Raw genomic sequence first — 22988 nt, 5'->3', positions numbered from 1 at the left:
GTTGCCCCCTCCCGCTATGCCGCCAGAATACGATCCAGCGCCCGCTGGGCATTGACCAGATGGTTCCCGCCAAACAAAATAGCCCGGTTTAGCAAGGTGTACAGCTGATAAACCGGCTGTCGTTCAAGGAAATCCAGGGGAAGTGGCGAGACAGACTGATAGCCATCATAAATTTGCGGCGGCTGTTCAGGGTGCAACGGCAGCATCGCGAGGTCACACTCTCTGTCGCCCCAGTAGCAGGCCGGGTCAAATATATAGGGGCCATCAGGCCCGAGCGCACAGTTATTCGACCATAAATCACCGTGCAGAAGGGACGCCTGAGGCTGATGTGAAGCCAGACGCTGCTGAACGTGTTCAACAATCGCATCGATGTTGCCGAACGCTAATCCCTTTTCAGCGGCCAGCTCCAGCTGCCAGCCGATGCGCTGCTCAGCGAAAAATGTCGACCACCGGCGCTGCCACGCGTTTGGCTGCGGCGTGGTGGAGAGGTCATTGTCGAAATCGAGCCCGAACTGAGGTTGATCGCTCCACTGGTGCAAACGGGCAATCTGTTGCCCGAGAATAAAGGCATTATGGGCGTCCAGAGGACGCGCCGGAAGATAGTTCATCACCAGAAAGCTATAGTCACGATCGCTGCCGACGGCTAAAACCTGCGGCACGGTGACGGTTTTACTGCGCGATAACAGCTCAAGCTGATCGGCTTCGGCAGTAAAAATGGGGAGCAATTCGCGTTCATCACACTTAACGAAAAGGTCGCGCCCGGCGTAACGTAAATGCCATGCGGCATGGATCTCTCCGCCTGGCAGTTCGTTACGCAGTTCAATTTCACCTTCACCCAGTTGCTCACTTAAAAGATGACTGATAGCCTGCCACATGATGTCTCTCCCATGTTGTCTGCCAGATCATAAAGTTAGCGCAGAACGCCCATAAAAAAACAGGAACTAACGCACAACTGAGCGGTTTAATTTTGTACAGGGCACTTATTGTTCTTTTTTATGCCAGTTTTCCCAGCTATCCACGTCAATTTCCGTCGCTTTGTCAGTCACGCTTTCCACCAGGCTACTGGCCAGCGCCTTCACCTCTTCCTGACTTAGCGGGCTTATCAGGCCAAACGCCAGCGAGCCGAGGTCATGAATATTGCCTTCATCGTCCGTCAGCGTAAGTTGAAAATTTGCCCGCGTGAACGCATTGTTGAGTTCATTCAGTTCGGTCAGCGATGCTTCATGAATATTGACCGTTACGACGTAGCGGGTGATATCACCACTGCTCATATTTCACCTCGTTGTTATCCTGAAAGTTTTCTTAGCATAGTCGATGAGCCATATTTGGCGACTTCCCCCTCCACAGGAAGGGGAAATACGTTCAGCTTCTCGCCAGGTAATCGACAATTTTCTGCGTATCCGCAAGCGAACACAGACGCGTTCCCTGATTGATGGTGGCTGCACTCCCTGCCGCGACGCCATAGCGTGCCATCTCCAGAAGCGAAGCGCCCTGCGCCAGCTTCAGCACCATCGCGCCAACCATACTGTCACCTGCACCCACGGTGCTCTGGCTTTTCATCGGTGGAGGGACGACCTGCACACAGCCCGTCTTGTCGACGGCCAGCGCACCCTGAGGACCAAGAGAGACCACAACGCGATGCGCTTTGCCGGTACGTACCAGCTCTTCTGCGGCAGTACGCACGTCATCAGGCTGGTTAAGTTCGCGATTAACCAGCGCACTAAGCTCTTTCTGGTTAGGTTTGACGAGTTCAAGTTGGCCGGGTTCTAACGCCGCTTTCAGAGCGTCGCCTGAGCTATCGACAATGCAGCGAATGCCGCGCTGGAGCACCGCCTGAACCAGCCCCGTCAGCTTTTCTGTTTTGACGCCCGGCGGCAGGCTACCGCTGATCACCAGCAATGACCCGCTTTCAATGGTCAGCACTTTCTCTTTCAGTTGACGAAACTCATCATCGCTCAGCTTCGCTCCCGGCATAACAAAACGATACTGTTCGCCGCTGGATTCAACATGGACATGCAGGTTTTGTCGGGTCCAGTCTTTGGCGTCTACGGTGTCCACGGCAACTTGTTCATCTGCCAGCAACGCAACCAGATGCTCTCCCGTAGCACCGCCAGCAGGGAAAATGGCGGTGGCTTTTCCGCCGAGATGGGTAACGGCGCGCGCCACGTTAATGCCGCCGCCGCCCGGCTCAAACACCGGGGCGCTACAGCGTAGCTTACCTTCCGGGTAGATTTGCGGCGTCATCGTCGCGGAGTCGAGGGAAGGGGAGAGCGTCAGCGTATAAATTGAAGCCATCATAACCTCCTTTTAGCATGGGTTCTTTTAAGCCTGGCACCGTTTGGCAGGAAGGCAACGTAAATAACAGTATGATTTTAAAATGAATGCTGACAAATAACCTTCTTGGGGCATATAAAATAAAACGCGTTTTGAGATCGTTCTTATTCAAAAAATGAAAGAAGAAATTATTGCTATGTTATTTGCGGCTTTTTATAATTTGTTACCTTTCTATGGTCGCCTTGTCATTGATCCGCAAGAAAGTTTCCGAGACCGTGACGGTCTCTTTTTATGTTGTACGGACTCCTTAAATAAAATGAAGCTTTTGAAGACAGTACCCGCAGCACTGATGCTGGCGGGTGGCGTATTTGTGTCAATGAATGCAACCGCCGATGATACCGTTTTTACTGTCATGGACGATCCCTCCACTGCCAAAAAACCCTTTGAAGGTAACCTGAATGCGGGATACCTGGCGCAATCCGGTAACACGAAAAGCTCCTCCCTGACCGCAGACAGCACCCTGACCTGGTACGGCAACACAACGGCCTGGTCGCTATGGGGAAATGCCAGCAACACGTCTGCTAACGATGAACGCTCATCGGAGAAATACGCAGCAGGCGGACGTAGCCGTTATAACATGACCGATTATGATTACCTGTTCGGGCAGGCGAGTTGGCTGACTGACCGCTACAACGGTTATCGCCAGCGTGATGTCGTGACGGCGGGTTATGGTCGTCAGTTCCTGAACGGACCCGTGCACAGCCTGCGTTTTGAATTCGGTCCGGGTGTCCGTTACGACGAGTACACCAATGGCGAGGATGAAACCCAGCCGCTGGGTTATGCCTCGGGCACTTACGCATGGCAGATGACGGACAATGCAAAATTCACCCAGGGTGTGTCGGTGTTTGGTGCTGAAGATACCACCCTGAACTCTGAAAGCGCGTTGAACGTGGCCATCAACGAACACTTTGGACTCAAGGTGGCGTACAACGTAACCTGGAACTCGTCACCGCCTGATTCTGCGCCGGAACATACCGATCGCAGAACCACGATTTCATTAGGCTATAAAATGTAGTTTCGTTGGGCCGGGACTATTCCCGGCCCGTTTTTTATTTTCTGAAACTGTGCTTATTTATATTAAACGGCGTTTTAAAATAATGGGTTTGGTTTCATCTTCATAATTTCTCCATAATTAGCCGCGCAGCGCTTATTCAGTTTATTTGACACGAATTGATAAATAATTTGACTAGGCAAAAGTGTGATCCAGATCTACACTTACGGCACAGGCAAAAACAAGCCTCAGGCATTTCTGCATTAATTAAGTATGAGAATAAAATTATGAAAAAAATCAAAACTGCTACAGCAGCGATGGTGCTTTCCGCACTTTCATTTGGCGTATTTGCTGCTGATAATATGGCGCCACCTGCCAGTGACGTTAACGGCCAAATCGGGATCGCTAAAGCCTCTGATGTTGAAGCGGGTTCCAACATTGCCCCAGGCTCGCAGTCTACCGGCCAGTCAATGAATGATGCCTTTGATGTGCACAAGCTGGTGGCGGGTGAGTGGTCCTGATAATTCAACGGCCACGTTGTGATGGAATATAAATGCTGTTACAACCTGTCGAAAACCGGATTATGATGTACCGGTTTTTGCCTCTAAATTAACGTAAAGATAATTAAAATTTATTCAGCAAATACGTCACGCTTTCGCTGACAATATTAGCCCCATATCATAGCGGCCCAGCGCAGCAGCAACATCGCGCCGCAAATAGCAATTAACACCACGACCATTTTCCAGTGCTTAACGGCAAATTTTTTTGTTGGCATAACCTAATCCTTGTCAGTAGATACCCTTAGTCTACCAAAGCTTGCGCCAGAAAGCGCTCAACCGGAACGTCAGGTTATGCCAGAACACCGGTTCGGCTTAAAACCAATGGAATCTGTCGGCCAGAATCAATATCAGACCGGCAGCGGAAAGTAGATTTAATATCACAACGGTTCTGCTGGATACATTCATGTGATACCCCTTAGATGTTTAGGACCTGTTCAAGAATAGCTCAGCACTGTTGGAATGCGAGCGTCTGGTCGCGACAATTCATGTTCCCATTCGCAAGGATGAGAGGTTCAAAACGGTCGCAGAAGGTGCATTCGCCCTGGTAATAGTGTTACCATTACATCGCTTGCCGTAAACCCGCACTATTCTGAAATCGGCAGGTGCATGATGACGAACCAATTTGACGATTGTTGGTCAGATGGTTTCGTAATCTACTGTTTAATCACGATTATTTTCTTTGCATATGCTCTTATGTGTGGGGCATCACTGCAAATAAGGATATAAAATGCCTGTAATTACTCTTCCTGATGGCAGCCAACGCCATTTCGACCACGCTGTTAGCCCAATGGATGTTGCCCTGGATATCGGTCCTGGACTTGCAAAAGCAACCATTGCAGGCCGCGTAAACGGTGAGCTGGTAGACGCGTCCGATCTGATTGAAAGCGATGCAACGCTTGCGATCATCACCGCGAAAGACGAAGAAGGTCTGGAGATCATTCGTCACTCCTGCGCGCACCTGTTGGGTCATGCTATCAAGCAGCTGTGGCCAAACACCAAAATGGCGATCGGCCCGGTTATCGACAACGGTTTCTACTACGACGTTGACCTTGACCACACCCTGACCCAGGAAGATATCGACGCGCTCGAAAAACGTATGCATGAGCTCGCCGAAACTAACTATGATGTCATCAAGAAAAAAGTCAGCTGGCACGAAGCGCGTGAGACCTTCGTGAAGCGCGGCGAGAGCTACAAAGTCTCGATTCTGGATGAAAACATCGCTCATGATGACAAGCCTGGCTTGTACCATCACGAAGAATACGTCGACATGTGCCGTGGACCGCACGTGCCGAATATGCGCTTCTGTCATCACTTCAAACTGATGAAAATCGCAGGCGCTTACTGGCGTGGCGACAGCAACAACAAAATGTTGCAGCGTATCTATGGTACCGCGTGGGCCGATAAGAAAGCCCTGAACGCGTACCTGCAACGCCTGGAAGAGGCGGCTAAGCGTGACCACCGTAAAATCGGTAAGCAGCTTGACCTGTATCATATGCAGGAAGAAGCGCCGGGGATGGTGTTCTGGCATAACGACGGCTGGACAATCTTCCGTGAACTGGAAACTTTTGTGCGCTCCAAGCTGAAAGAGTACCAGTATCAGGAAGTGAAAGGCCCGTTCATGATGGACCGTGTGCTGTGGGAAAAAACCGGCCACTGGGACAACTACAAAGATGCGATGTTCACCACCTCGTCTGAGAACCGTGAATACTGCATCAAGCCAATGAACTGCCCGGGTCATGTTCAGATCTTCAACCAGGGTCTGAAATCCTACCGCGATCTGCCGCTGCGTATGGCGGAGTTCGGTAGCTGCCACCGTAACGAACCATCAGGTGCGCTGCACGGTCTGATGCGTGTTCGTGGCTTTACCCAAGATGATGCGCATATCTTCTGTACTGAAGATCAGGTTCGTGATGAAGTTAACGCCTGTATTCGTATGGTCTACGATATGTACAGTACCTTTGGCTTCGAGAAGATCGTGGTCAAACTCTCAACGCGTCCGGAGAAACGTATCGGCAGCGATGAGACATGGGATCGGGCAGAAGCGGATCTCGCCGTGGCGCTGGAAGAGAACGGGATTCCGTTCGAATATCAGCTGGGCGAGGGCGCATTCTACGGTCCGAAAATTGAATTTACCCTGTATGACTGCCTCGATCGCGCATGGCAGTGCGGAACGGTACAGCTGGACTTCTCCCTGCCGCAGCGTTTAAGCGCCTCTTATGTTGGCGAAGACAACGAGCGTCAGGTACCGGTTATGATTCACCGTGCGATTCTCGGTTCCCTGGAGCGCTTCATTGGCATCCTGACCGAAGAGTTCGCGGGCTTCTTCCCAACCTGGCTTGCGCCAGTGCAGGTAGTCGTGATGAACATTACCGATTCTCAGGCGGATTACGTTAAAGAATTGACGCAGAAACTACAAAATGCGGGCATTCGCGTAAAAGCAGACTTGAGAAATGAGAAGATTGGCTTTAAAATCCGCGAGCACACTTTACGTCGTGTCCCGTATATGTTGGTCTGTGGTGATAAAGAGGTGGAAGCAGGCAAAGTTGCCGTTCGCACCCGCCGTGGTAAAGACCTGGGGAGCCTGGACGTAAGTGAAGTGATTGAGAAGCTGCAACAAGAGATTCGCAGCCGCAGTCTTCAACAACTGGAGGAATAAGGTATTAAAGGCGGAAAACGAGTTCAAACGGCACGTCCGAATCGTATCAATGGCGAGATTCGCGCCCAGGAAGTTCGCTTAACAGGTCTGGAAGGCGAGCAGCTGGGGATTGTGAGTCTGAGAGAAGCGATCGAAAAGGCTGAAGAAGCTGGAGTAGATTTAGTTGAAATCAGCCCTAACGCCGAACCGCCAGTTTGTCGTATCATGGACTACGGCAAGTTCCTTTATGAAAAGAGTAAGTCTTCTAAGGAACAGAAGAAGAAGCAAAAAGTTATCCAGGTTAAGGAAATCAAATTCCGTCCTGGTACCGACGATGGCGATTATCAGGTAAAACTCCGCAGCCTGATTCGCTTTCTGGAAGATGGCGATAAGGCCAAGATCACGCTGCGTTTCCGCGGTCGTGAGATGGCCCACCAACAGATTGGTATGGAAGTGCTTAACCGCGTCCGTGACGATCTGAGTGAACTGGCAGTAGTCGAATCCTTCCCTACGAAGATCGAAGGCCGCCAGATGATCATGGTGCTCGCTCCTAAGAAGAAACAGTAAGGCCTTCAAGCAGCAAAATCTGTGGAGCCTTCGGGCCCCATAGGTTTTGTTCGCCTATGTTTCGTTTATTTAACAATGCGAAGTGGAAGTTATTAAAATGCCAAAAATTAAGACCGTACGCGGTGCTGCTAAGCGCTTCAAAAAAACCGGTAAAGGTGGTTTTAAGCACAAGCACGCTAACCTGCGTCACATTCTGACTAAGAAAGCTACCAAGCGTAAACGTCACCTGCGTCCAAAAGCCATGGTTTCTAAAGGCGATCTGGGCCTGGTCATCGCGTGCCTGCCGTACGCATAAGTCGTTAACGTTTAACTTTTTTAACTTAGAATAGATACAGGAGAGCACACATGGCTCGCGTAAAACGTGGTGTAATTGCACGTGCACGTCACAAGAAAATTTTGAAACAAGCTAAAGGCTACTACGGTGCGCGTTCACGCGTATACCGCGTTGCCTTCCAGGCTGTTATCAAAGCAGGTCAGTACGCTTACCGTGACCGTCGTCAGCGTAAGCGTCAGTTCCGTCAACTGTGGATTGCGCGTATCAACGCAGCAGCACGTCAGAACGGTATTTCTTACAGCAAATTCATCAACGGCCTGAAAAAAGCCTCTGTTGAAATCGACCGTAAGATCCTGGCTGACATCGCAGTATTCGACAAAGTAGCGTTCACCGCTCTGGTCGAAAAAGCGAAAGCAGCACTGGCATAAGCCAGTTGAGAGAGGGGGCTTTGCCTCCTCTTTTCATTTAACACCATCAGAAGATTGACATTTATCCGTCCAGGCTTTTCAATAAGGTCTTAACGGTTTTTACCCTACAAGGTAACGCAAGCATGAATGCTGCTATTTTCCGCTTCTTCTTTTACTTTAGCACCTGACTTCAGGAGGCTAGCGCGTGAAAGATGAAACGAAAAACAGCGCCAGATAAGCCTCCCGATGGAGGCTTTTTTTGTGCCTGAATTTGAGAGAATACGTCCAACAATTCGGTGTCTGCACCGACATAATGAGGAAAACCATGTCACATCTCGCAGAGCTGGTTGCCAGTGCAACGGCCGCCATTAACCAGGCCTCAGATGTTGCCGCGTTAGACAATGTCCGCGTCGAATATCTGGGCAAGAAAGGGCACCTGACCCTTCAGATGACAACCCTGCGTGAACTGCCAGCAGAGGAGCGCCCGGCAGCCGGTGCAGTGATTAACGAAGCCAAAGAGCAGGTACAGCAGGCGCTGAACGCGCGTAAAGCCGAGCTGGAAAGCGCAGTACTGAATGCGCGTCTGGCGGCAGAAACGATTGACGTTTCTCTGCCGGGGCGTCGTATTGAAAACGGCGGTCTGCATCCGGTTACCCGTACTATCGATCGTATTGAAAGTTTCTTCGGTGAGCTCGGCTTTACCGTGGCGACTGGCCCGGAAATTGAAGATGACTACCACAACTTCGATGCCCTGAATATTCCTGGCCATCATCCGGCACGTGCTGACCACGACACTTTCTGGTTCGACGCCACCCGTCTGCTGCGTACTCAGACTTCCGGCGTTCAGATCCGTACCATGAAGGATCAGGCTCCGCCGATCCGTATCATCGCGCCGGGTCGCGTATACCGTAACGATTACGATCAGACCCACACCCCAATGTTCCACCAGATGGAAGGTTTGATTGTTGATAAAAACATCAGCTTCACCAACCTGAAAGGCACGCTGCACGATTTCCTGAATAACTTCTTTGAGGAAGATTTGCAGGTTCGTTTCCGTCCGTCCTACTTCCCGTTCACCGAGCCGTCTGCGGAAGTTGACGTGATGGGTAAAAACGGCAAATGGCTGGAAGTGCTAGGCTGCGGCATGGTGCATCCAAACGTACTGCGCAACGTGGGTATCGATCCGGAAGTGTACTCTGGCTTCGCGTTCGGTATGGGCATGGAGCGTCTGACCATGCTGCGCTACGGCGTAACCGATTTACGTGCGTTCTTCGAAAACGATCTGCGTTTCCTCAAACAGTTTAAATAAGGGCAGGACAGAACAATGAAATTCAGTGAACTGTGGTTACGCGAATGGGTTAACACCACGCTGGACAGCGAAGCGCTTTCCAACCAGATCACCATGGCGGGCCTGGAAGTTGATGGCGTGGATCCTGTTTCTGGCGCCTTCACCGGCGTTGTGGTGGGTGAAGTGGTGGAGTGCGGTCAGCACCCTAACGCTGACAAACTGCGCGTAACAAAAGTCAACGTGGGCGGTGACCGTCTGCTGGATATCGTCTGCGGTGCGCCAAACTGCCGTCAGGGCCTGAAAGTGGCTGTGGCGACCGTCGGTGCGGTACTGCCGGGCGATTTCAAAATCAAAGCGGCCAAACTGCGCGGCGAGCCGTCTGAAGGCATGCTGTGCTCCTTCTCCGAGCTGGGTATTTCCGACGATCACTCCGGCATTATTGAACTGCCGCAGGATGCACCTATCGGTACCGATATTCGTGAATACCTGAAGCTTGATGACAACACTATCGAAATCAGCGTCACGCCAAACCGTGCTGACTGCTTAGGCATCATCGGTGTGGCCCGCGACGTTGCCGTGCTGAACCAGACCGAACTGAACGTGCCGGAGATTGCTCCGGTTGAGGCGACCATCAGTGACGTGTTGCCGATTCAGGTCGACGCGCCTGAGGCCTGCCCACGCTACCTCGGTCGTGTGGTGAAAGGCATCAACGTTAAAGCGCCAACCCCGCTGTGGATGAAAGAGAAGCTGCGTCGTTGCGGTATCCGTTCTATCGACGCAGTGGTTGACGTCACCAACTACGTTCTGCTGGAGCTGGGCCAGCCAATGCACGCTTTCGATAAAGATCGTATCGAAGGCGGTATTGTGGTGCGCATGGCGAAAGAGGGCGAAACCCTGGTGCTGCTGGACGGCAGCGAAGCGAAACTGAGCGCCGACACCCTGGTGATTGCCGATCACAACAAAGCGCTGGCGATGGGCGGTATCTTCGGCGGCGAACACTCTGGCGTCAACGACGAGACGCAAAACGTCCTGCTGGAATGCGCGTTCTTCAGCCCGCTCTCCATCACCGGTCGCGCACGCCGTCACGGCCTGCACACTGACGCCTCTCACCGCTACGAGCGTGGTGTGGATCCTGCGCTGCAATACAAAGCGATGGAGCGTGCGACTCGTCTGCTGATCGACATCTGCGGCGGCGAAGCGGGTCCGGTTATCGATGTGACCAGCGAAGCGACGCTGCCGAAGCGTGCAACCATTACCCTGCGCCGCAGCAAGCTGGATCGTCTGATTGGTCACCACGTTGCCGATGCGCAGGTGACTGACATTCTGACGCGTCTGGGCTGTGAAGTGACTGAAGGCCAGGACGAGTGGAAAGCCGTTGCGCCATCCTGGCGTTTCGATATGGAGATCGAAGAAGATCTGGTGGAAGAAGTGGCCCGCGTTTACGGCTACAACAACATCCCTGACGAGCCGGTACAGGCGGGTCTGGTGATGGGTAGCCATCGCGAAGCCGATCTGTCTCTGAAGCGTGTGAAAACCATGCTGAACGACAAAGGCTACCAGGAAGTGATCACCTACAGCTTCGTTGATCCTAAGCTGCAACAGTTGATCCACCCGGGTCAGGAAGCGCTGATCCTGCCAAGCCCGATTTCCAGCGAGATGTCAGCAATGCGTCTGTCCCTGTGGACGGGACTGCTGGGCACTATCGTTTATAACCAGAACCGTCAGCAAAACCGCGTACGTATTTTCGAAAGCGGTTTGCGCTTTGTACCGGATACTCAGGCGAATTTAGGCATCCGTCAGGATCTCATGCTGGCTGGCGCCATCAGCGGTAACCGCTATGAAGAGCACTGGGACCTGGCAAAAGGGACGGTTGATTTCTACGATATGAAGGGCGATCTGGAAGCGATTCTCGATCTGACCGGTAAATTATCCGAAATTGAATTCCGCGCAGAAGCGATTCCAGCCCTGCATCCGGGCCAGAGTGCGGCGATTTATTTAGACGGCAAACGCGTTGGTTTCATTGGGGTTGTTCACCCGGAGCTGGAACGTAAGCTGGATCTGAATGGCCGTACCATCGTATTCGAGCTGGAGTGGAACCCGGTTGCAGACCGCGTCATTCCTCAGGCGCAGGACGTCTCACGCTTCCCGGCAAACCGCCGTGATATCGCGGTTGCGGTCGCTGAAAATGTGCCCGCAGCAGATATTTTGGCCGAATGTAAGAAAGTTGGCGTAAATCAGGTAGTTGGCGTAAACTTATTTGACGTGTACCGCGGCAAGGGCGTAGCAGAAGGTTTCAAGAGCCTCGCTATTAGCCTTATCCTTCAGGATACCAGCCGTACACTCGAAGAAGAGGAGATTGCCGCTACCGTCGCCAAATGTGTAGAGGCATTAAAAGAGCGATTCCAGGCATCATTGAGGGATTGAACCTATGGCGCTTACAAAAGCTGAAATGTCAGAATATCTGTTTGATAAGCTTGGGCTTAGCAAACGGGATGCCAAAGAGCTGGTAGAGCTGTTTTTCGAAGAGATCCGTCGTGCTCTGGAAAATGGTGAGCAGGTAAAACTCTCCGGCTTTGGCAATTTTGATTTGCGAGACAAAAACCAACGTCCGGGCCGTAACCCGAAGACGGGGGAAGATATTCCCATTACAGCCCGCCGCGTGGTGACCTTCAGACCCGGACAGAAGTTAAAAAGCCGTGTCGAAAACGCAACGCCCAAAGCAGAGTAATATGAACTAACTAAAAAGGCCGCTCACGCGGCCTTTTTTCTTTGCGCTAGTTGCTAAACCCGCCGTAAAATCAATGATATCTCAACCGGATAACCTATCGTCTATGCTTGATTTTGCCCGTCGCCAGCACCGCTCCGATCTCCAACGCCTGTGTCTGCTCGGGGTGCTGTTGATTGTCGCCACCACGGTCAGCCTGTGTGCGGGCGAGCGGTGGCTCGGGCCGGAAAGTTGGTCTACGCCTGAAGGACAGCTGTTTGTCTGGCAGATCCGCCTGCCGCGGACGCTGGCTGTTCTTTTAGTCGGCGCTGCGCTGGCGCTGTGCGGCACCATCATGCAGGCATTGTTTGAAAACCCACTGGCGGAACCCGGGCTTCTCGGGGTGTCGAATGGCGCAGGCGTCGGGCTTATCGCCGCCGTGATGCTGGGGGGAGGCGAACTCTCCGCCTGGGGGATTAGCCTCAGCGCCATTCTTGGCGCGCTGTTGATCACCCTTATCCTCCTGCGCTTTGCGCGTCGCCACTTATCCACCAGTCGGCTGCTGCTTGCCGGGGTAGCGTTGGGGATCATCTGTAGTGCACTCATGACCTGGGCCGTCTACTTCTCCACCTCATTTGATTTGCGCCAGTTAATGTACTGGATGATGGGGGGATTTGGGGGCGTTGACTGGCGTCAGGGGTGGCTGATGATGCTCCTGATCCCGATCATTCTGTGGACGGCGTTCCAGGCGCAGCCGCTCAATATTCTCGCGCTGGGCGAAACGTCTGCTCGCCAGCTCGGAATGCCGATTGGATTCTGGCGTAACGTGCTGGTTATCGCTATTGGCTGGATGGTGGGTGTAAGCGTGGCGCTGGCGGGGGCGATTGGCTTTATTGGGCTGGTGATCCCGCATATGCTGCGCCTGTGCGGCATTACGGATCACCGAACCCTGCTCCCGGCCTCGGCGGTTGCCGGGGCGGCAACGCTGCTGATTGCCGATATCATCGCCCGACTCGCCCTGACGGCCGCTGAGTTACCCATAGGTGTGGTGACCGCAACGCTGGGCGCGCCGGTCTTTATCTGGCTACTATTAAAAGCTGGACGTTAATTACTATACCCTAAATAATTCGAGTTGCAGCCAACGCATCTGCAACTCGAAGTATGACGGGTATACCTGTAAGTCAACCTGAGGGAATGCTATGCAGTCTGATATTCTGAATACCGAAGTGACGACCATTGACGGCGAGAAAACCACGCTGGAAGGCTACAAGGGCAAAGTGCTGCTCATCGTGAACGTGGCGTCGAAATGTGGCCTGACGCCGCAGTATGAACAGCTGGAAAACATTCATAAGGCCTGGGAAAAAGACGGCTTTACCGTCCTCGGCTTCCCGTGCAACCAGTTCCTGGGCCAGGAGCCGGGCAGCGAAGCGGAGATTAAGACCTTTTGCAGCACAACCTATGGCGTGACGTTCCCGATGTTCAGCAAAATTGACGTGAACGGGGAAGACCGTCATCCGCTGTACGCCAAACTGGTGGCCGCGGCGCCGACCGCCGTTGCGCCTGAAGAGAGTGGTTTCTATGAGCGAATGGCGAGTAAAGGCCGCGCGCCGCTCTATCCGGACGATATTCTGTGGAACTTCGAAAAATTCCTGATTGGCCGTGACGGTCAGGTCGTGCAGCGTTTTTCGCCGGACATGACGCCTGAAGATCCTATCGTGATGGAATCTATCAAGCTGGCGCTGGCGAAATAATGACGCTGCTGATGCAGCTCACAGACGTTGCCGGGAAGGGACGTCTTGAGCCTGTCACCGCCGCGGTCAACGCCGGTGAAATCCTTCACCTGGTTGGGCCAAACGGCGCCGGAAAGAGCACACTGCTGGCGCGCATGGCGGGGCTGACCACCGGGGAAGGGGAGATTACCTTTCTCGGGCAATCGCTCGTCGACTGGCTACCCGCTACGCTCGCCTCCCGTCGAAGCTACCTGGTTCAGCAGCAGGTCCCGCCCTTTGCGATGCCCGTCTGGCACTACCTGACGCTGCATCTGCCTGATAAAAATCAGACGGGATTGCTTACTGAGGTTGCTGCGGCGCTCGGGTTAGACGATAAGCTTACCCGACAGGCGAGCCAGCTTTCCGGCGGCGAGTGGCAGCGCGTACGCCTGGCCGCCGTCATCCTTCAGATCCATCCGTCCGGAAATCCTCACGGGCGGTTGCTGCTGCTGGACGAGCCGATGAGCGGGCTGGACGTTGCCCAGCAGGCCGCGCTGGATACCCTGCTCAGCGCGCTCTGTCGCAAGGGCATAACCGTTGTGATGAGCAGCCATGATTTAAACCATACGTTGCGTCACGCGCATAGGGTGTGGTTGCTGGCGCGTGGCAAGCTGATTGCCAGCGGCACGCGTGATAGCGTGCTGACGGCCGCCAATCTTGCGAGTGCTTACCACATGTCGTTCCGGAGGCTGGATATTGAAGGCCACAAGATGCTTATTTCCACGGCGCAGGAATAACCTTTCTTGCACAGCTGCATAGATGCAGGCTAAATTACCGAAAGAACAAAAAAAGCAGAGGATTCGTCTGAAATGCGATTCTGGTTTCTCCTTGTTGCGGCGCTCTTTCTTGCAGGATGCAGCAGCCATCGTGCACCTCCGCCCAACCCACGGCTTTCTGATTCCATTACGGTCATTGCCAGCCTGAACGATCAGCTCAGTAACTGGCGCGGCACCCCCTATCGCTACGGCGGCATGAGCCGGGGCGGGGTGGATTGTTCAGGGTTCGTGCTGATGACCTTCCGCGATAAATTTGACCTCCAGCTTCCGCGTGAAACGCGAATGCAGGCGGAAATCGGCACTGAAATCGATAAAGACGATCTCCTGCCGGGCGATCTGGTTTTCTTTAAAACAGGTTCTGGCGAAAGCGGCCTTCATGTGGGTATTTATGACACCGATAATCAGTTCATTCATGCCTCGACCAGCCGTGGCGTGATGCGCTCCTCTCTCGATAATGTTTACTGGCGGAAAAACTTCTGGCAGGCCAGACGTATTTAACCGCTGCATAAAGATGCAGTGCGCAGGGCCTGGCGGCGAAAATAGACGTCAGGCTTTTCTCATCGGTTGATTAAAGTAAAATTTTCGCCCAATTATTTATGTCGGCATGTGCCTGTTTTATCTAAAACTGGCTATTATTCAATAACCAGGATAAGATTATTTTAGATTCAGGGAAAAATCTGAAAATTAATACGGAAAGAATGAAATTAATCTTATTAAAATCAAGACAGTGGAATTGTGCCTGCAATTGCTTCAGGATGTTCTCTCTCATCTTTAATGCAGGACAAGCGCGATGATTATTACGCTAGATAATGCTTACCAGTCTGAACTTTTACTGCTTCCGGCGCGTGATAGTGCAGGTTTGCTTAAAGGTTTAGAGATTTTGGTTAACTTTACTGGCGTGGGTGCGGACGTACGGATCCCGACTGAACTGGTTATCCCACATCTTTCTCGGGAAGATGAATTAGTGCTGTTTAAGGAAAAACTGCAATTACTCGATACCTGTAAGCTATTTTTTATTCAGCATCAGTTAATTGCATGGATCAATATTACACCTGCAATTATTGAGTTTTTATTAACTAATGAGAACGCTGTTTCAATCCTTGAGCGTTATCCGTTTCTTGAGTTTACTGTTAATGAGAACTATCCAGGTTTAAATAACGGGAAAGACGATCCCGACCTGGCAAGAATGGCGATCCAATTCCCCTTAGTGCTGGCTAACTTTGGTGCAGGGGCTGCGTCCCTCAAACCGGTTTATGACGGTCTGTTCAAACGAGTGATCCTGGATAAAAACTTTATCCAGCAGCGCGTTCCGGCACTCTCGTTTGAGCCTTTTATGCGCGCTATTCTCTGGCAGATCGCGCCGCATTGTCAGTCGGTCATGGTTTCGGGCATTGACGATCATGGCATCTTACAACGCGTACTGCCCTTCAACTTTGGTGCAATGCAGGGAAGCCTGTGGCCTGCCGTTCCGGCAGAGCGGGTTACGACCCTCGTTCAGCAATAACCCCTTTCTTCGCCCGTGTTTACGTCCAGGGAAACCCTCTACACTTAAAGCAGGAGGACTTATGACCCTGTCTTTTACTGCCCACTGGCACGATGAATTACCCGGCTTTTACACCGCGCTTAAGCCAACGCCTTTACAGAACGCGCGTCTTATCTGGCATAACGAAGCGTTAGCGGATTCGCTTGGCATCCCTGCGACCCTTTTTCAGCCAGAAAAAGGCGCTGGCGTCTGGGGCGGTGAAACGCTGCTTCCGGGCATGAAGCCTCTGGCTCAGGTCTACAGCGGACATCAGTTTGGCGTCTGGGCGGGACAGCTCGGCGATGGTCGCGGCATTCTGCTGGGTGAACAGGTTCTGCCGAATGGCGAAACGCTCGACTGGCACCTGAAAGGAGCAGGACTGACCCCGTACTCACGCATGGGGGATGGCCGCGCGGTGCTGCGTTCAACCCTCCGTGAAAGCCTGGCTTCCGAGGCGATGCATGCTCTGGGGATCCCCACCTCACGCGCGCTCTCGATAGTCACCAGCGACACGCCGGTGGCCCGCGAGACGATGGAGCGAGGGGCAATGCTGATCCGCGTGGCGGAAAGCCATCTGCGTTTCGGCCATTTTGAACACTTCTACTATCGCCGCGAGCCGGATAAGGTCCGCCAGCTTGCCGATTACGCCCTTCGCCGTCACTGGCCACACCTGCAAAACGAACCGGACCGCTATGTTCTCTGGTTCCGCGATATTGTCGCGCGCACCGCCTCAATGATTGCCCGCTGGCAGGCCGTCGGCTTTGCCCACGGCGTGATGAATACCGACAACATGTCCCTGCTGGGGCTGACGTTTGACTATGGTCCCTACGGCTTCCTTGATGACTATCAGCCGGGTTACATCTGTAACCATTCGGACTATCAGGGACGTTACCGTTTCGACAACCAGCCCGCGGTGGGGCTGTGGAACCTTCAGCGGCTTGCGCAAAGCCTGTCGCCGTTTATCGACGTCGATGCCCTGAACGATGCGCTGGACAGCTATCAGGAAGTATTGCTGCGGGAATACGGTGTGTTAATGCGCAACAAGCTGGGGCTGATGACGCAGGAAAAAGGCGATAACGAACTGCTGAATGGGCTGTTTGCCATCATGGCGCGTGAAGGCAGCGACTATACCCGAACTTTCCGTATGCTGAGCCAGACCGCGCAGCAGAGCGCCGCCTCACCGCTGCGTGACGAATTCATTGACCGACAGGCGTTTGATGACTGGTTTGCCGCTTACCGGGCGCGTTTGCAGCAGGAACAGATTGATGATGATATCCGCCAGACGCAGATGAAGGCGGTTAACCCGGCGATGGTGTTGCGCAACTGGCTGGCGCAGCGGGCCATTGAGCAGGCAGAGCAGGGGGACTATACCGAGCTGCATCGGCTGCACATCGCCCTGCGCACGCCGTTTGCCGACCGGGAGGATGACTATGTCAGCCGTCCGCCGGACTGGGGCAAGCGGCTGGAAGTAAGCTGCTCAAGCTAAGGGGCGAGAAAAACCTGCGGCGCAGCGTGCGCCGGATGTTTGCCGACGTGCACCTGCGCACCGTACCAGTGCGCCAGCGCGTCGGCCTGCAAAACCGTCTCCGGCATGCCCTGAGAAACTATTGCGCCGTTGTGTAACAGCAGGATCCGGTCCGACCATAACGCGGCGAGATTGAGATCGTGTAGTACCACGCAGACGTGAAGATGGCCCTGACGGGTCAGCGATTTCAACAGGCGCAGCAGATGCTGCTGGTGATAGAGATCCAGCGCAGAAGTGGGTTCGTCGAGAAACAGCCAGCCGCGCGGCGTGCCGTCACGCCACAGCTGTGCCAGCGCGCGGGCAAGCTGGACGCGCTGCTGCTCGCCGCCCGAGAGGGCATGCCAGGACCTGCCAGCCAGCGGCAGACAACCGGTCAGGTGCATCACCTCACGCACAATCGACGGTTCAGGTTGACGCGTCCAGGGCGCACGCCCCATTCCAACGATCTCCTCCACCAGCCAGTCAAATCCAGGCTGAGAATGCTGACGCATCACCGCCCGATAGCGGGACAGCGTCTCCGGATGCCATTCACTCAACGCTTTCCCCGCCAGCGAACAGCCGCCGCTGTCCGGTTTCAGGTAGCCGGTCAGCAGACGCAGCAGCGTGGATTTCCCCGCGCCGTTGGGGCCGATCAGCGTGACCAGCTCTCCCTGCGACAGTGACAGCGAGACGTTATCTGTCAGCGTGCGGCCAGACCGGGTAAAAATAAGATTTTCAGCCGTATAACGTTTAGCCATGCTGTTCTCCACGACGAAAGATGAGCCATAAGAACCAGGGGGCACCAAGGATACTGGTGAGCAGGCCGACCGGCATTTCTGCCGGGGCGACCAGGGTGCGCGCTACCGTATCCGCCACCAGCAGCAGTAAAGCACCCGCGAGTACCGTGCCGGGGAGGGTTGCCCGGTGATCGGCGCCCAGCCACATGCGCACCAGGTGCGGCACCACGAGGCCGACAAAGCCAATCACGCCGCTGACGGCGACAGCCGCAGCGACCAGCAGGGCACTGCATAACAGTAATATTCGCTGTACAAGGGCAACGTCCACGCCAAGGTAATGCGCTTCCTCTTCACCCAGTTGCAGTAAATTTAACGCGCTGGCACAACGCCAGATCGCCAGAACGGCAGGCACCATCAGCGAGGTCACGGCTAACAGCGTTGACCACTGCGCCTGACCGAGACTTCCCATTCCCCAGAGTGAAAGCTGACGAAGCTGGGTGTCATTGCTGACCCAAGAAAGCACACCCACTGCCGCACCGCACAGGGCATTGATGGCGATACCCACCAGCAACAGACGTGACAGAGAGGTGTCACGCTGTTTGCTGAGCAGGAAGATCACGCCTGTGGCTGCCAGCGCCCCAAGAAACGCCGCCAGCATAGGGGCGTAAAGCATTACCAGCGCGGGCAGCGAGAGCGGAAGCACCACCCACAGGGCGACGGCCAGCGCCGCACCGCTGCTGATCCCGAGCAGGCCCGGGTCGGCCAGCGGATTGCGGAACAGCCCCTGCATGACGCAGCCGGCGAGCGCCAGCGACCCGCCAATCACCAGCGCCAGCAGCACGCGGGGCAAACGGATGGTGAGCCAGATCTGGCGTAGCGTCTCATCGCTGCCGCTCCACAGCACGTTCACCGGCAGGCGTAACGCCCCAAAACCGGTAGCCATGAACGTCATAAGGATAAGCAACCCCGCCAGAAGCCATAACGATAGCGTGATGCGCCGGGACATCAGGGCAGTTGCTCCGCTCTGGCACGTAGCTGTTGTATGGCTTTCGGCGTGCGGACGCTGAAGCCCAGCAGGGCCATGTCATCAATAGCCAGCACCTGTTTGCGTCGTCCCGCAGGGGTTTGCGCCAGACCGGGCAGTTTCCACAGATTTTCTTCGCCGCCCAGCGCGTTAAGGCTGTCCTGCGAAATCACCACCAGATCCGGCTGGCTGGCCATCACGCCCTCCTGGGAAAGCGGCTGATAGCGGGTAAAGCCCTGCATGGCGTTCTGCAACCCGGCGGCACGTATTGCCGCATCCGCGCCGGTCTGTTGCCCGGCCGCCATTGCGGTCATTCCGCCGTGGCTGAGGATAAACAGCACCCGCTTGTTGAGCGTTGATGAGGGCAGTGCCGCCAGCGCCTGACGCAGCGAGTTGCGCAGGGTTTCCCCTTGAGCCTCATGATGCGTCGCCTGGGCTATCACCCGCACTTTTTCGTCAATCGCGCGCAGGTCAGGCGTGCCGGGGACGGTAACCACCCTGACGTGGCTCTGCTCAACCTGTTTCAGCGCCAGAGAAGGCTGCGCCTGGTCGCTTGCCAGCACCAGCGTCGGGCGCACGGACAATATGCCCTCCGCGTTGAGCTGGCGGAGATACCCGACGTCAGGCAGCGCGTCTGTCGCCTGCGGCCACCGGCTGGTACTGTCGCGCGCAACCAGAGAAGACTCCGCGCCGAGGGCGTAGACGATCTCCGTCACGTCGCCGCCGAGGGCGACGATTCTCTCCGGCGCGGCGACGGCGACCAGCGGCAGTGCGCAGAGCAGGGCAAACCAGTTTTTCATGCGGCCAGCCCTTCTGGCGTCAGGGCATCAATCTGCCGACGCCACTGGCTCTGCTCCGGCTCGCCTTCGGTACGCTGGCCGTAGAGCTGGGCGATTTGGGTGCCATCCGCAGCAAACAGCTCCAGGCTGGTAACGTGTCCGTCCGCCGTTGGCTTACGCGTTACCCACGTCTCCGCGATAGTCTCCTCCAGCAGATGCAGGGTAAAGGTGGCGTTGAAGATGTTCAGCCAGCCCTTCATGGGCGTCAGTTTTTCCACCACACCGGTGAAGATCTGCACGCAGCCGCGGTTGCCGACGAAGATCATGATTTCGTTTCCATCCTGTCGTGCCGTCTCCAGCAGCTGTGCCAGCGCGCTGTTATCCACCTTACAGGCCAGATCGTCACTCACCAGACGAAACGCCTGCTGGCGGCTCAGGTTATGGCGCTTCAATAAGCTGAAGAACTGATGTACGTCGGTCATGGCGCGCCACTCTTTCTCTACCGTGCCTCCATCGGTAACGTCGGAATGCGCAGGGGCATCGACAGCCTTCAGCGCCAGAGCGGGGTTATCGGCTATGATAAAACGGGTCAACACGTCGCCCCAGGCGGCGACGTCAGTGCGATCCGTGGTGTAGACCTTCAGTACCGCGTCGCCCTGATGATCGAAGAACTGAATGCTCTGACGTTCGCCGCGGGAGGTCGTTTCACTCATGTGAAACGCGCTCGCCCACTGGTTGAGGAATAAACGCAAATCCAGCGCGCGCGGATTCAGCACCAGCCCGGCATGGCCGCCGAGGTGCTGGTGAGTAAACGCCCCGACCTGTTCGTGAACGGCGTAGTCGTTACGGCAGATGCATTTGGTTTTCCCCACGGACTCCAGCGCTGCCAGAATCTCGCGGATTTCACCGCGCAGCCGCCAGGCGTCGTGGCCAACGCGCGCAAATGCCAGCTCTGCTTCGCTGATGTGCATTAATCCGGCGATATCCCGGGCGTACTTACCCGGATGTTGCTCTCTAAGCTCAAGCCAGCGTGTGTAGTGACCCATAATCTTATCCTTCTGAATCGTTGCCCCGAAGGGCATTACCATTGATAACTGACGAAGATCTTGCCGTTGCGGCCATCCTGCGGGATGCCCTGCGGTGACCAGTAGGCTTTGTCGAAGGCGTTCCCCAGCACGAGGGTGGTGGTGATGCCTTTGAACTGCTGCTGGCCTTTATAGCTGACGTAGAAATCATTCACTGCGTAGCCAGGCTGCTCGCTGTAGCTGCTGCTGATGTGCGTTGAACGTTCGACGAAGGTGCCGATCCAGCCCACGGAGAAGCCGCTTTGCGCCACCGGGATATCCAGCTTGCTGGTGACGGTGTCCGGGTTAATGCTGGAGATATATTCGCCCGTGTCGGTATCTTTTCCGCGCGTGCGGTTGTAGGCGACGTCGAGGTTGAACAGGCTGGTCGCGTAGGTTGCCATCATGTCCCAGCCCCAGATTTTGGCGTTCGGTACGTTATAGGACATGGTAGTCGCCGCCGCAAAATCCACGGTGGTGGAGATGTAATCTTTCGCGTTGGTGTCGAAATAGCTGGCTTTGAACTCCAGCGCGTCGTTGGCGAGCAGCAGATCGTCAAAACGCAGCCCAAAACCGAACTCCTGGGTTTCGTTAGTTTCCGGGCGCAGGTTCGGGTTCGGCACCCAGTAGTTGGTGTAGAAGCTGCCGATAGAGAAGTGCTTCGCGTCGTTATACATCTCGCCCATCGTTGGCGCGCGGAAGGCCTGAGCGTAAGAGCCGAACAGCATCAGCCAGTCGGTCGGACTCACGGTTAACCCGGCGCGTGATGACCATTTATCCGCATCCACGTCGTCATAGCCGTCGCTGCTGCCGCGATAGTTGTCGTAACGCGTCCCGCCGAGAAGCGTTACCGGCAGGTCGCGCAGGGTGATCTCATCCTGCAACCAGCCAGAGCTGAAGTCGATTTTCGCGTCCGGGAAGCCGGTGGTCGCGCCGCCAGGGTGTTGCTCCTGACGATAGTATTCCCCGCCGTAGGTCAGCAGGTGCGAGGCGAAGGCGTCGCTGAACAGGCGGGTACGGTTTTCCACTTTGCCGCCTTTGGTGGTCTGTTTACGGAACTCGCCGCTGGCGTCGATGTTCTGGGCGTTGATCCGCGCTTCGGACCAGTAAATTTTCGCATCGGCGTTCAGCCAGTCGTTTCCGGCTGGCGCAATGCGGTAGCCAAGCTGGGCATCGCGCTGAATGGTGGAACGATCGGTTATCGGGTTACTGCTGCTGGCATCCGTGGCCTGCGGGTTTTTCGGCTCCTGCGCGTCGTTGTTGTACTAGCGCAGGGAGCCGCTCAGCGTCTGTGCCGGATCGATTTTCCAGCTGCCTTTCGCCAGCATATTGTTGATGGATTCGTCGTTTGGTGCCCTCGCGCCGTCGCTCTGGCGAATATCGCCGCGATCGCGGCTGGACCAGGAGACCAGACCGTCCAGGGTATCGGTGCGGCCATAGGCGCTGGCACCCATTCCGATGCTGTGATCGCCCGTTGCGCCGGTAGCAAAGACGCGATAGCCGCTGTTTTTACCCGCGTCCAGCAGATCGCTGGCGTCGACGGTGTCATACGAAATTACGCCGCCCAGCGCGCCGCTGCCGTACAGCAAGGCGGAAGGACCACGTACTACTTCAATACGTTTGATCAGCGCCGGATCGAGGAACGTGCTGTTCAGGTGTCCGGTATCGGTACCCTGGCGTACGCCATCCACCAGCACCAGTACGCCACGGCGGTCATAGCCCCGAAGGTTAACGTCCTGGCCGTTGGTGCGCCCGGTGCCGTCCAGCGTCAGACCGGGCACCTTGCGCAGCAGGTCGGCGGCGGAGCTGGTGGTCTGGTTTTCCGGCGCGGTGGCGTCAATCACGCTCACCATCATGGGGGCTTCAAAGGCGCTGCGGGCATTGCCGGTGGCGGTGACGGTGATCTCGTCTGCGGCGGCAAACGTAACGCCCGGCAGGGTGCTGACAATCGCCAGCGCCAGAAGAGACGGACGTAAAGACGCGGATTGCAGGTGTGGCATAGCAACTCTCCATAAGAAGTGAAAAGCGCTGGCTGCCTGGGGATCACCTGGGT

At 55.1% G+C, this 22988-nt stretch carries 25 protein-coding genes, 1 pseudogene and 1 other annotated feature; of the genes and pseudogenes, 16 read left to right on the top strand and 10 right to left on the bottom strand.

The features are described from left to right. Window positions 1–14: 14 nt before the first annotated feature. The 3 genes from ACOTX7_RS14335 to pfkB all read right to left on the bottom strand — a co-directional run bounded on the left by ACOTX7_RS14335 (window position 15) and on the right by pfkB (window position 2295). Window positions 15–875 carry a fructosamine kinase family protein gene (locus tag ACOTX7_RS14335; protein WP_006809082.1) on the bottom strand — a complete coding sequence of 287 codons (861 nt, stop codon included), beginning with the start codon at window positions 873–875 and terminating at the stop codon, window positions 15–17. 105 nt (window positions 876–980) lie between these two features. Further along, window positions 981–1271, bottom strand: a complete 291-nt coding sequence (ghoS, locus tag ACOTX7_RS14330) for a type V toxin-antitoxin system endoribonuclease antitoxin GhoS (protein ID WP_006809081.1) — start codon at window positions 1269–1271, stop codon at window positions 981–983. A 91-nt stretch (window positions 1272–1362) separates the two neighbouring features. Continuing rightward, a complete protein-coding gene (gene pfkB / locus ACOTX7_RS14325) occupies window positions 1363–2295 on the bottom strand; it encodes a 6-phosphofructokinase II (RefSeq protein WP_221257233.1) in 933 nt (310 codons plus the stop codon). A 295-nt stretch (window positions 2296–2590) separates the two neighbouring features. On the opposite strand from pfkB, the gene ACOTX7_RS14320 reads away from it, so the two are divergent. Next, window positions 2591–3349 carry a DUF481 domain-containing protein gene (locus tag ACOTX7_RS14320; RefSeq protein ID WP_205924026.1) on the top strand — a complete coding sequence of 253 codons (759 nt, stop codon included), beginning with the start codon at window positions 2591–2593 and terminating at the stop codon, window positions 3347–3349. Window positions 3350–3612: 263 nt separating this feature from the next. After that, entirely contained in the window at window positions 3613–3846 is a 234-nt protein-coding gene (locus ACOTX7_RS14315; protein ID WP_006809078.1) for a hypothetical protein, read from the top strand. 146 nt (window positions 3847–3992) lie between these two features. Here the strand turns inward: ACOTX7_RS14315 and yniD are convergent, their stop codons facing one another. Then, window positions 3993–4100, bottom strand: a complete 108-nt coding sequence (gene yniD / locus ACOTX7_RS14310; RefSeq protein WP_023324498.1) for a small membrane protein YniD — start codon at window positions 4098–4100, stop codon at window positions 3993–3995. 97 nt (window positions 4101–4197) lie between these two features. Further along, entirely contained in the window at window positions 4198–4290 is a 93-nt protein-coding gene (gene yncL, locus ACOTX7_RS14305; RefSeq protein ID WP_071850029.1) for a stress response membrane protein YncL, read from the bottom strand. Window positions 4291–4612: 322 nt separating this feature from the next. Between yncL and thrS the strand changes: the two genes are divergently transcribed. The 14 genes from thrS to selO all read left to right on the top strand — a co-directional run bounded on the left by thrS (window position 4613) and on the right by selO (window position 17313). After that, entirely contained in the window at window positions 4613–6541 is a 1929-nt protein-coding gene (thrS, locus tag ACOTX7_RS14300; RefSeq protein WP_006809077.1) for a threonine--tRNA ligase, read from the top strand. A 3-nt stretch (window positions 6542–6544) separates the two neighbouring features. Beyond that, window positions 6545–7087, top strand: coding sequence for a translation initiation factor IF-3 (infC, locus tag ACOTX7_RS14295; protein ID WP_023616141.1), 543 nt, complete (start codon window positions 6545–6547; stop codon window positions 7085–7087). 97 nt (window positions 7088–7184) lie between these two features. Continuing rightward, window positions 7185–7382, top strand: a complete 198-nt coding sequence (gene rpmI, locus ACOTX7_RS14290; protein ID WP_001124225.1) for a 50S ribosomal protein L35 — start codon at window positions 7185–7187, stop codon at window positions 7380–7382. Window positions 7383–7432: 50 nt separating this feature from the next. Next, a complete protein-coding gene (rplT, locus tag ACOTX7_RS14285; RefSeq protein WP_000124850.1) occupies window positions 7433–7789 on the top strand; it encodes a 50S ribosomal protein L20 in 357 nt (118 codons plus the stop codon). A gap of 117 nt (window positions 7790–7906) precedes the next feature. After that, window positions 7907–8031, top strand: a sequence feature (Phe leader region). Further along, window positions 7912–7956, top strand: coding sequence for a pheST operon leader peptide PheM (gene pheM / locus ACOTX7_RS14280; RefSeq protein ID WP_001386830.1), 45 nt, complete (start codon window positions 7912–7914; stop codon window positions 7954–7956). It overlaps the preceding feature by 45 nt. 62 nt (window positions 8032–8093) lie before the next feature. Next, on the top strand, window positions 8094–9077 hold the full coding sequence (gene pheS, locus ACOTX7_RS14275; RefSeq protein ID WP_029740434.1) for a phenylalanine--tRNA ligase subunit alpha: 984 nt from the start codon (window positions 8094–8096) through the stop codon (window positions 9075–9077). Window positions 9078–9092: 15 nt separating this feature from the next. Continuing rightward, window positions 9093–11480, top strand: coding sequence for a phenylalanine--tRNA ligase subunit beta (gene pheT / locus ACOTX7_RS14270; RefSeq protein ID WP_221255850.1), 2388 nt, complete (start codon window positions 9093–9095; stop codon window positions 11478–11480). 4 nt (window positions 11481–11484) lie between these two features. Beyond that, on the top strand, window positions 11485–11784 hold the full coding sequence (gene ihfA / locus ACOTX7_RS14265) for an integration host factor subunit alpha (RefSeq protein WP_003857805.1): 300 nt from the start codon (window positions 11485–11487) through the stop codon (window positions 11782–11784). A gap of 103 nt (window positions 11785–11887) precedes the next feature. Further along, a complete protein-coding gene (gene btuC, locus ACOTX7_RS14260) occupies window positions 11888–12868 on the top strand; it encodes a vitamin B12 ABC transporter permease BtuC (protein WP_221255851.1) in 981 nt (326 codons plus the stop codon). Window positions 12869–12959: 91 nt separating this feature from the next. Beyond that, a complete protein-coding gene (locus ACOTX7_RS14255) occupies window positions 12960–13511 on the top strand; it encodes a glutathione peroxidase (protein ID WP_221255852.1) in 552 nt (183 codons plus the stop codon). After that, window positions 13511–14266: a vitamin B12 ABC transporter ATP-binding protein BtuD gene (btuD, locus tag ACOTX7_RS14250; protein ID WP_047354039.1), complete on the top strand. Its 756-nt coding sequence runs from the start codon at window positions 13511–13513 to the stop codon at window positions 14264–14266. Before ACOTX7_RS14255 ends, btuD begins: the two co-directional genes overlap by 1 nt. Before the next feature lie 72 nt (window positions 14267–14338). After that, on the top strand, window positions 14339–14803 hold the full coding sequence (locus tag ACOTX7_RS14245) for an NlpC/P60 family protein (RefSeq protein ID WP_006809071.1): 465 nt from the start codon (window positions 14339–14341) through the stop codon (window positions 14801–14803). Window positions 14804–15095: 292 nt separating this feature from the next. Further along, window positions 15096–15809 (top strand): EAL domain-containing protein, encoded by a 714-nt coding sequence (locus ACOTX7_RS14240; protein WP_221255853.1) that lies wholly within the window; start codon window positions 15096–15098, stop codon window positions 15807–15809. Between the two features lie 61 nt (window positions 15810–15870). Continuing rightward, window positions 15871–17313, top strand: coding sequence for a protein adenylyltransferase SelO (gene selO / locus ACOTX7_RS14235; RefSeq protein ID WP_221255854.1), 1443 nt, complete (start codon window positions 15871–15873; stop codon window positions 17311–17313). Here the strand turns inward: selO and ACOTX7_RS14230 are convergent. The 5 genes and pseudogenes from ACOTX7_RS14230 to ACOTX7_RS14210 form a co-directional block, all read right to left on the bottom strand. Beyond that, window positions 17310–18089: a heme ABC transporter ATP-binding protein gene (locus ACOTX7_RS14230; protein WP_221255855.1), complete on the bottom strand. Its 780-nt coding sequence runs from the start codon at window positions 18087–18089 to the stop codon at window positions 17310–17312. The genes selO and ACOTX7_RS14230 overlap by 4 nt on opposite strands. Then, complete coding sequence (locus ACOTX7_RS14225; protein WP_213826662.1) at window positions 18082–19074, bottom strand: FecCD family ABC transporter permease; 993 nt, start codon at window positions 19072–19074, stop codon at window positions 18082–18084. Before ACOTX7_RS14225 ends, ACOTX7_RS14230 begins: the two co-directional genes overlap by 8 nt. Further along, a complete protein-coding gene (locus ACOTX7_RS14220; protein ID WP_221255856.1) occupies window positions 19074–19892 on the bottom strand; it encodes a heme/hemin ABC transporter substrate-binding protein in 819 nt (272 codons plus the stop codon). The genes ACOTX7_RS14225 and ACOTX7_RS14220 overlap by 1 nt, the downstream gene beginning before the upstream one ends. After that, window positions 19889–20917 (bottom strand): hemin-degrading factor, encoded by a 1029-nt coding sequence (gene chuS, locus ACOTX7_RS14215; RefSeq protein ID WP_221255857.1) that lies wholly within the window; start codon window positions 20915–20917, stop codon window positions 19889–19891. Before chuS ends, ACOTX7_RS14220 begins: the two co-directional genes overlap by 4 nt. A 35-nt stretch (window positions 20918–20952) precedes the next feature. Continuing rightward, a pseudogene (locus ACOTX7_RS14210) lies at window positions 20953–22935 on the bottom strand (TonB-dependent hemoglobin/transferrin/lactoferrin family receptor). Between the last annotated feature and the right edge of the window lie 53 nt (window positions 22936–22988).

It is taken from the genome of Enterobacter cloacae complex sp. IR5418, assembly GCF_049238105.1.
In the GTDB taxonomy this organism is placed as follows: domain Bacteria; phylum Pseudomonadota; class Gammaproteobacteria; order Enterobacterales; family Enterobacteriaceae; genus Enterobacter; species Enterobacter hormaechei.
The sequence above is the reverse complement of the archived record's forward strand: the minus strand, read 5'-3'. Positions and strand labels throughout refer to the sequence as shown.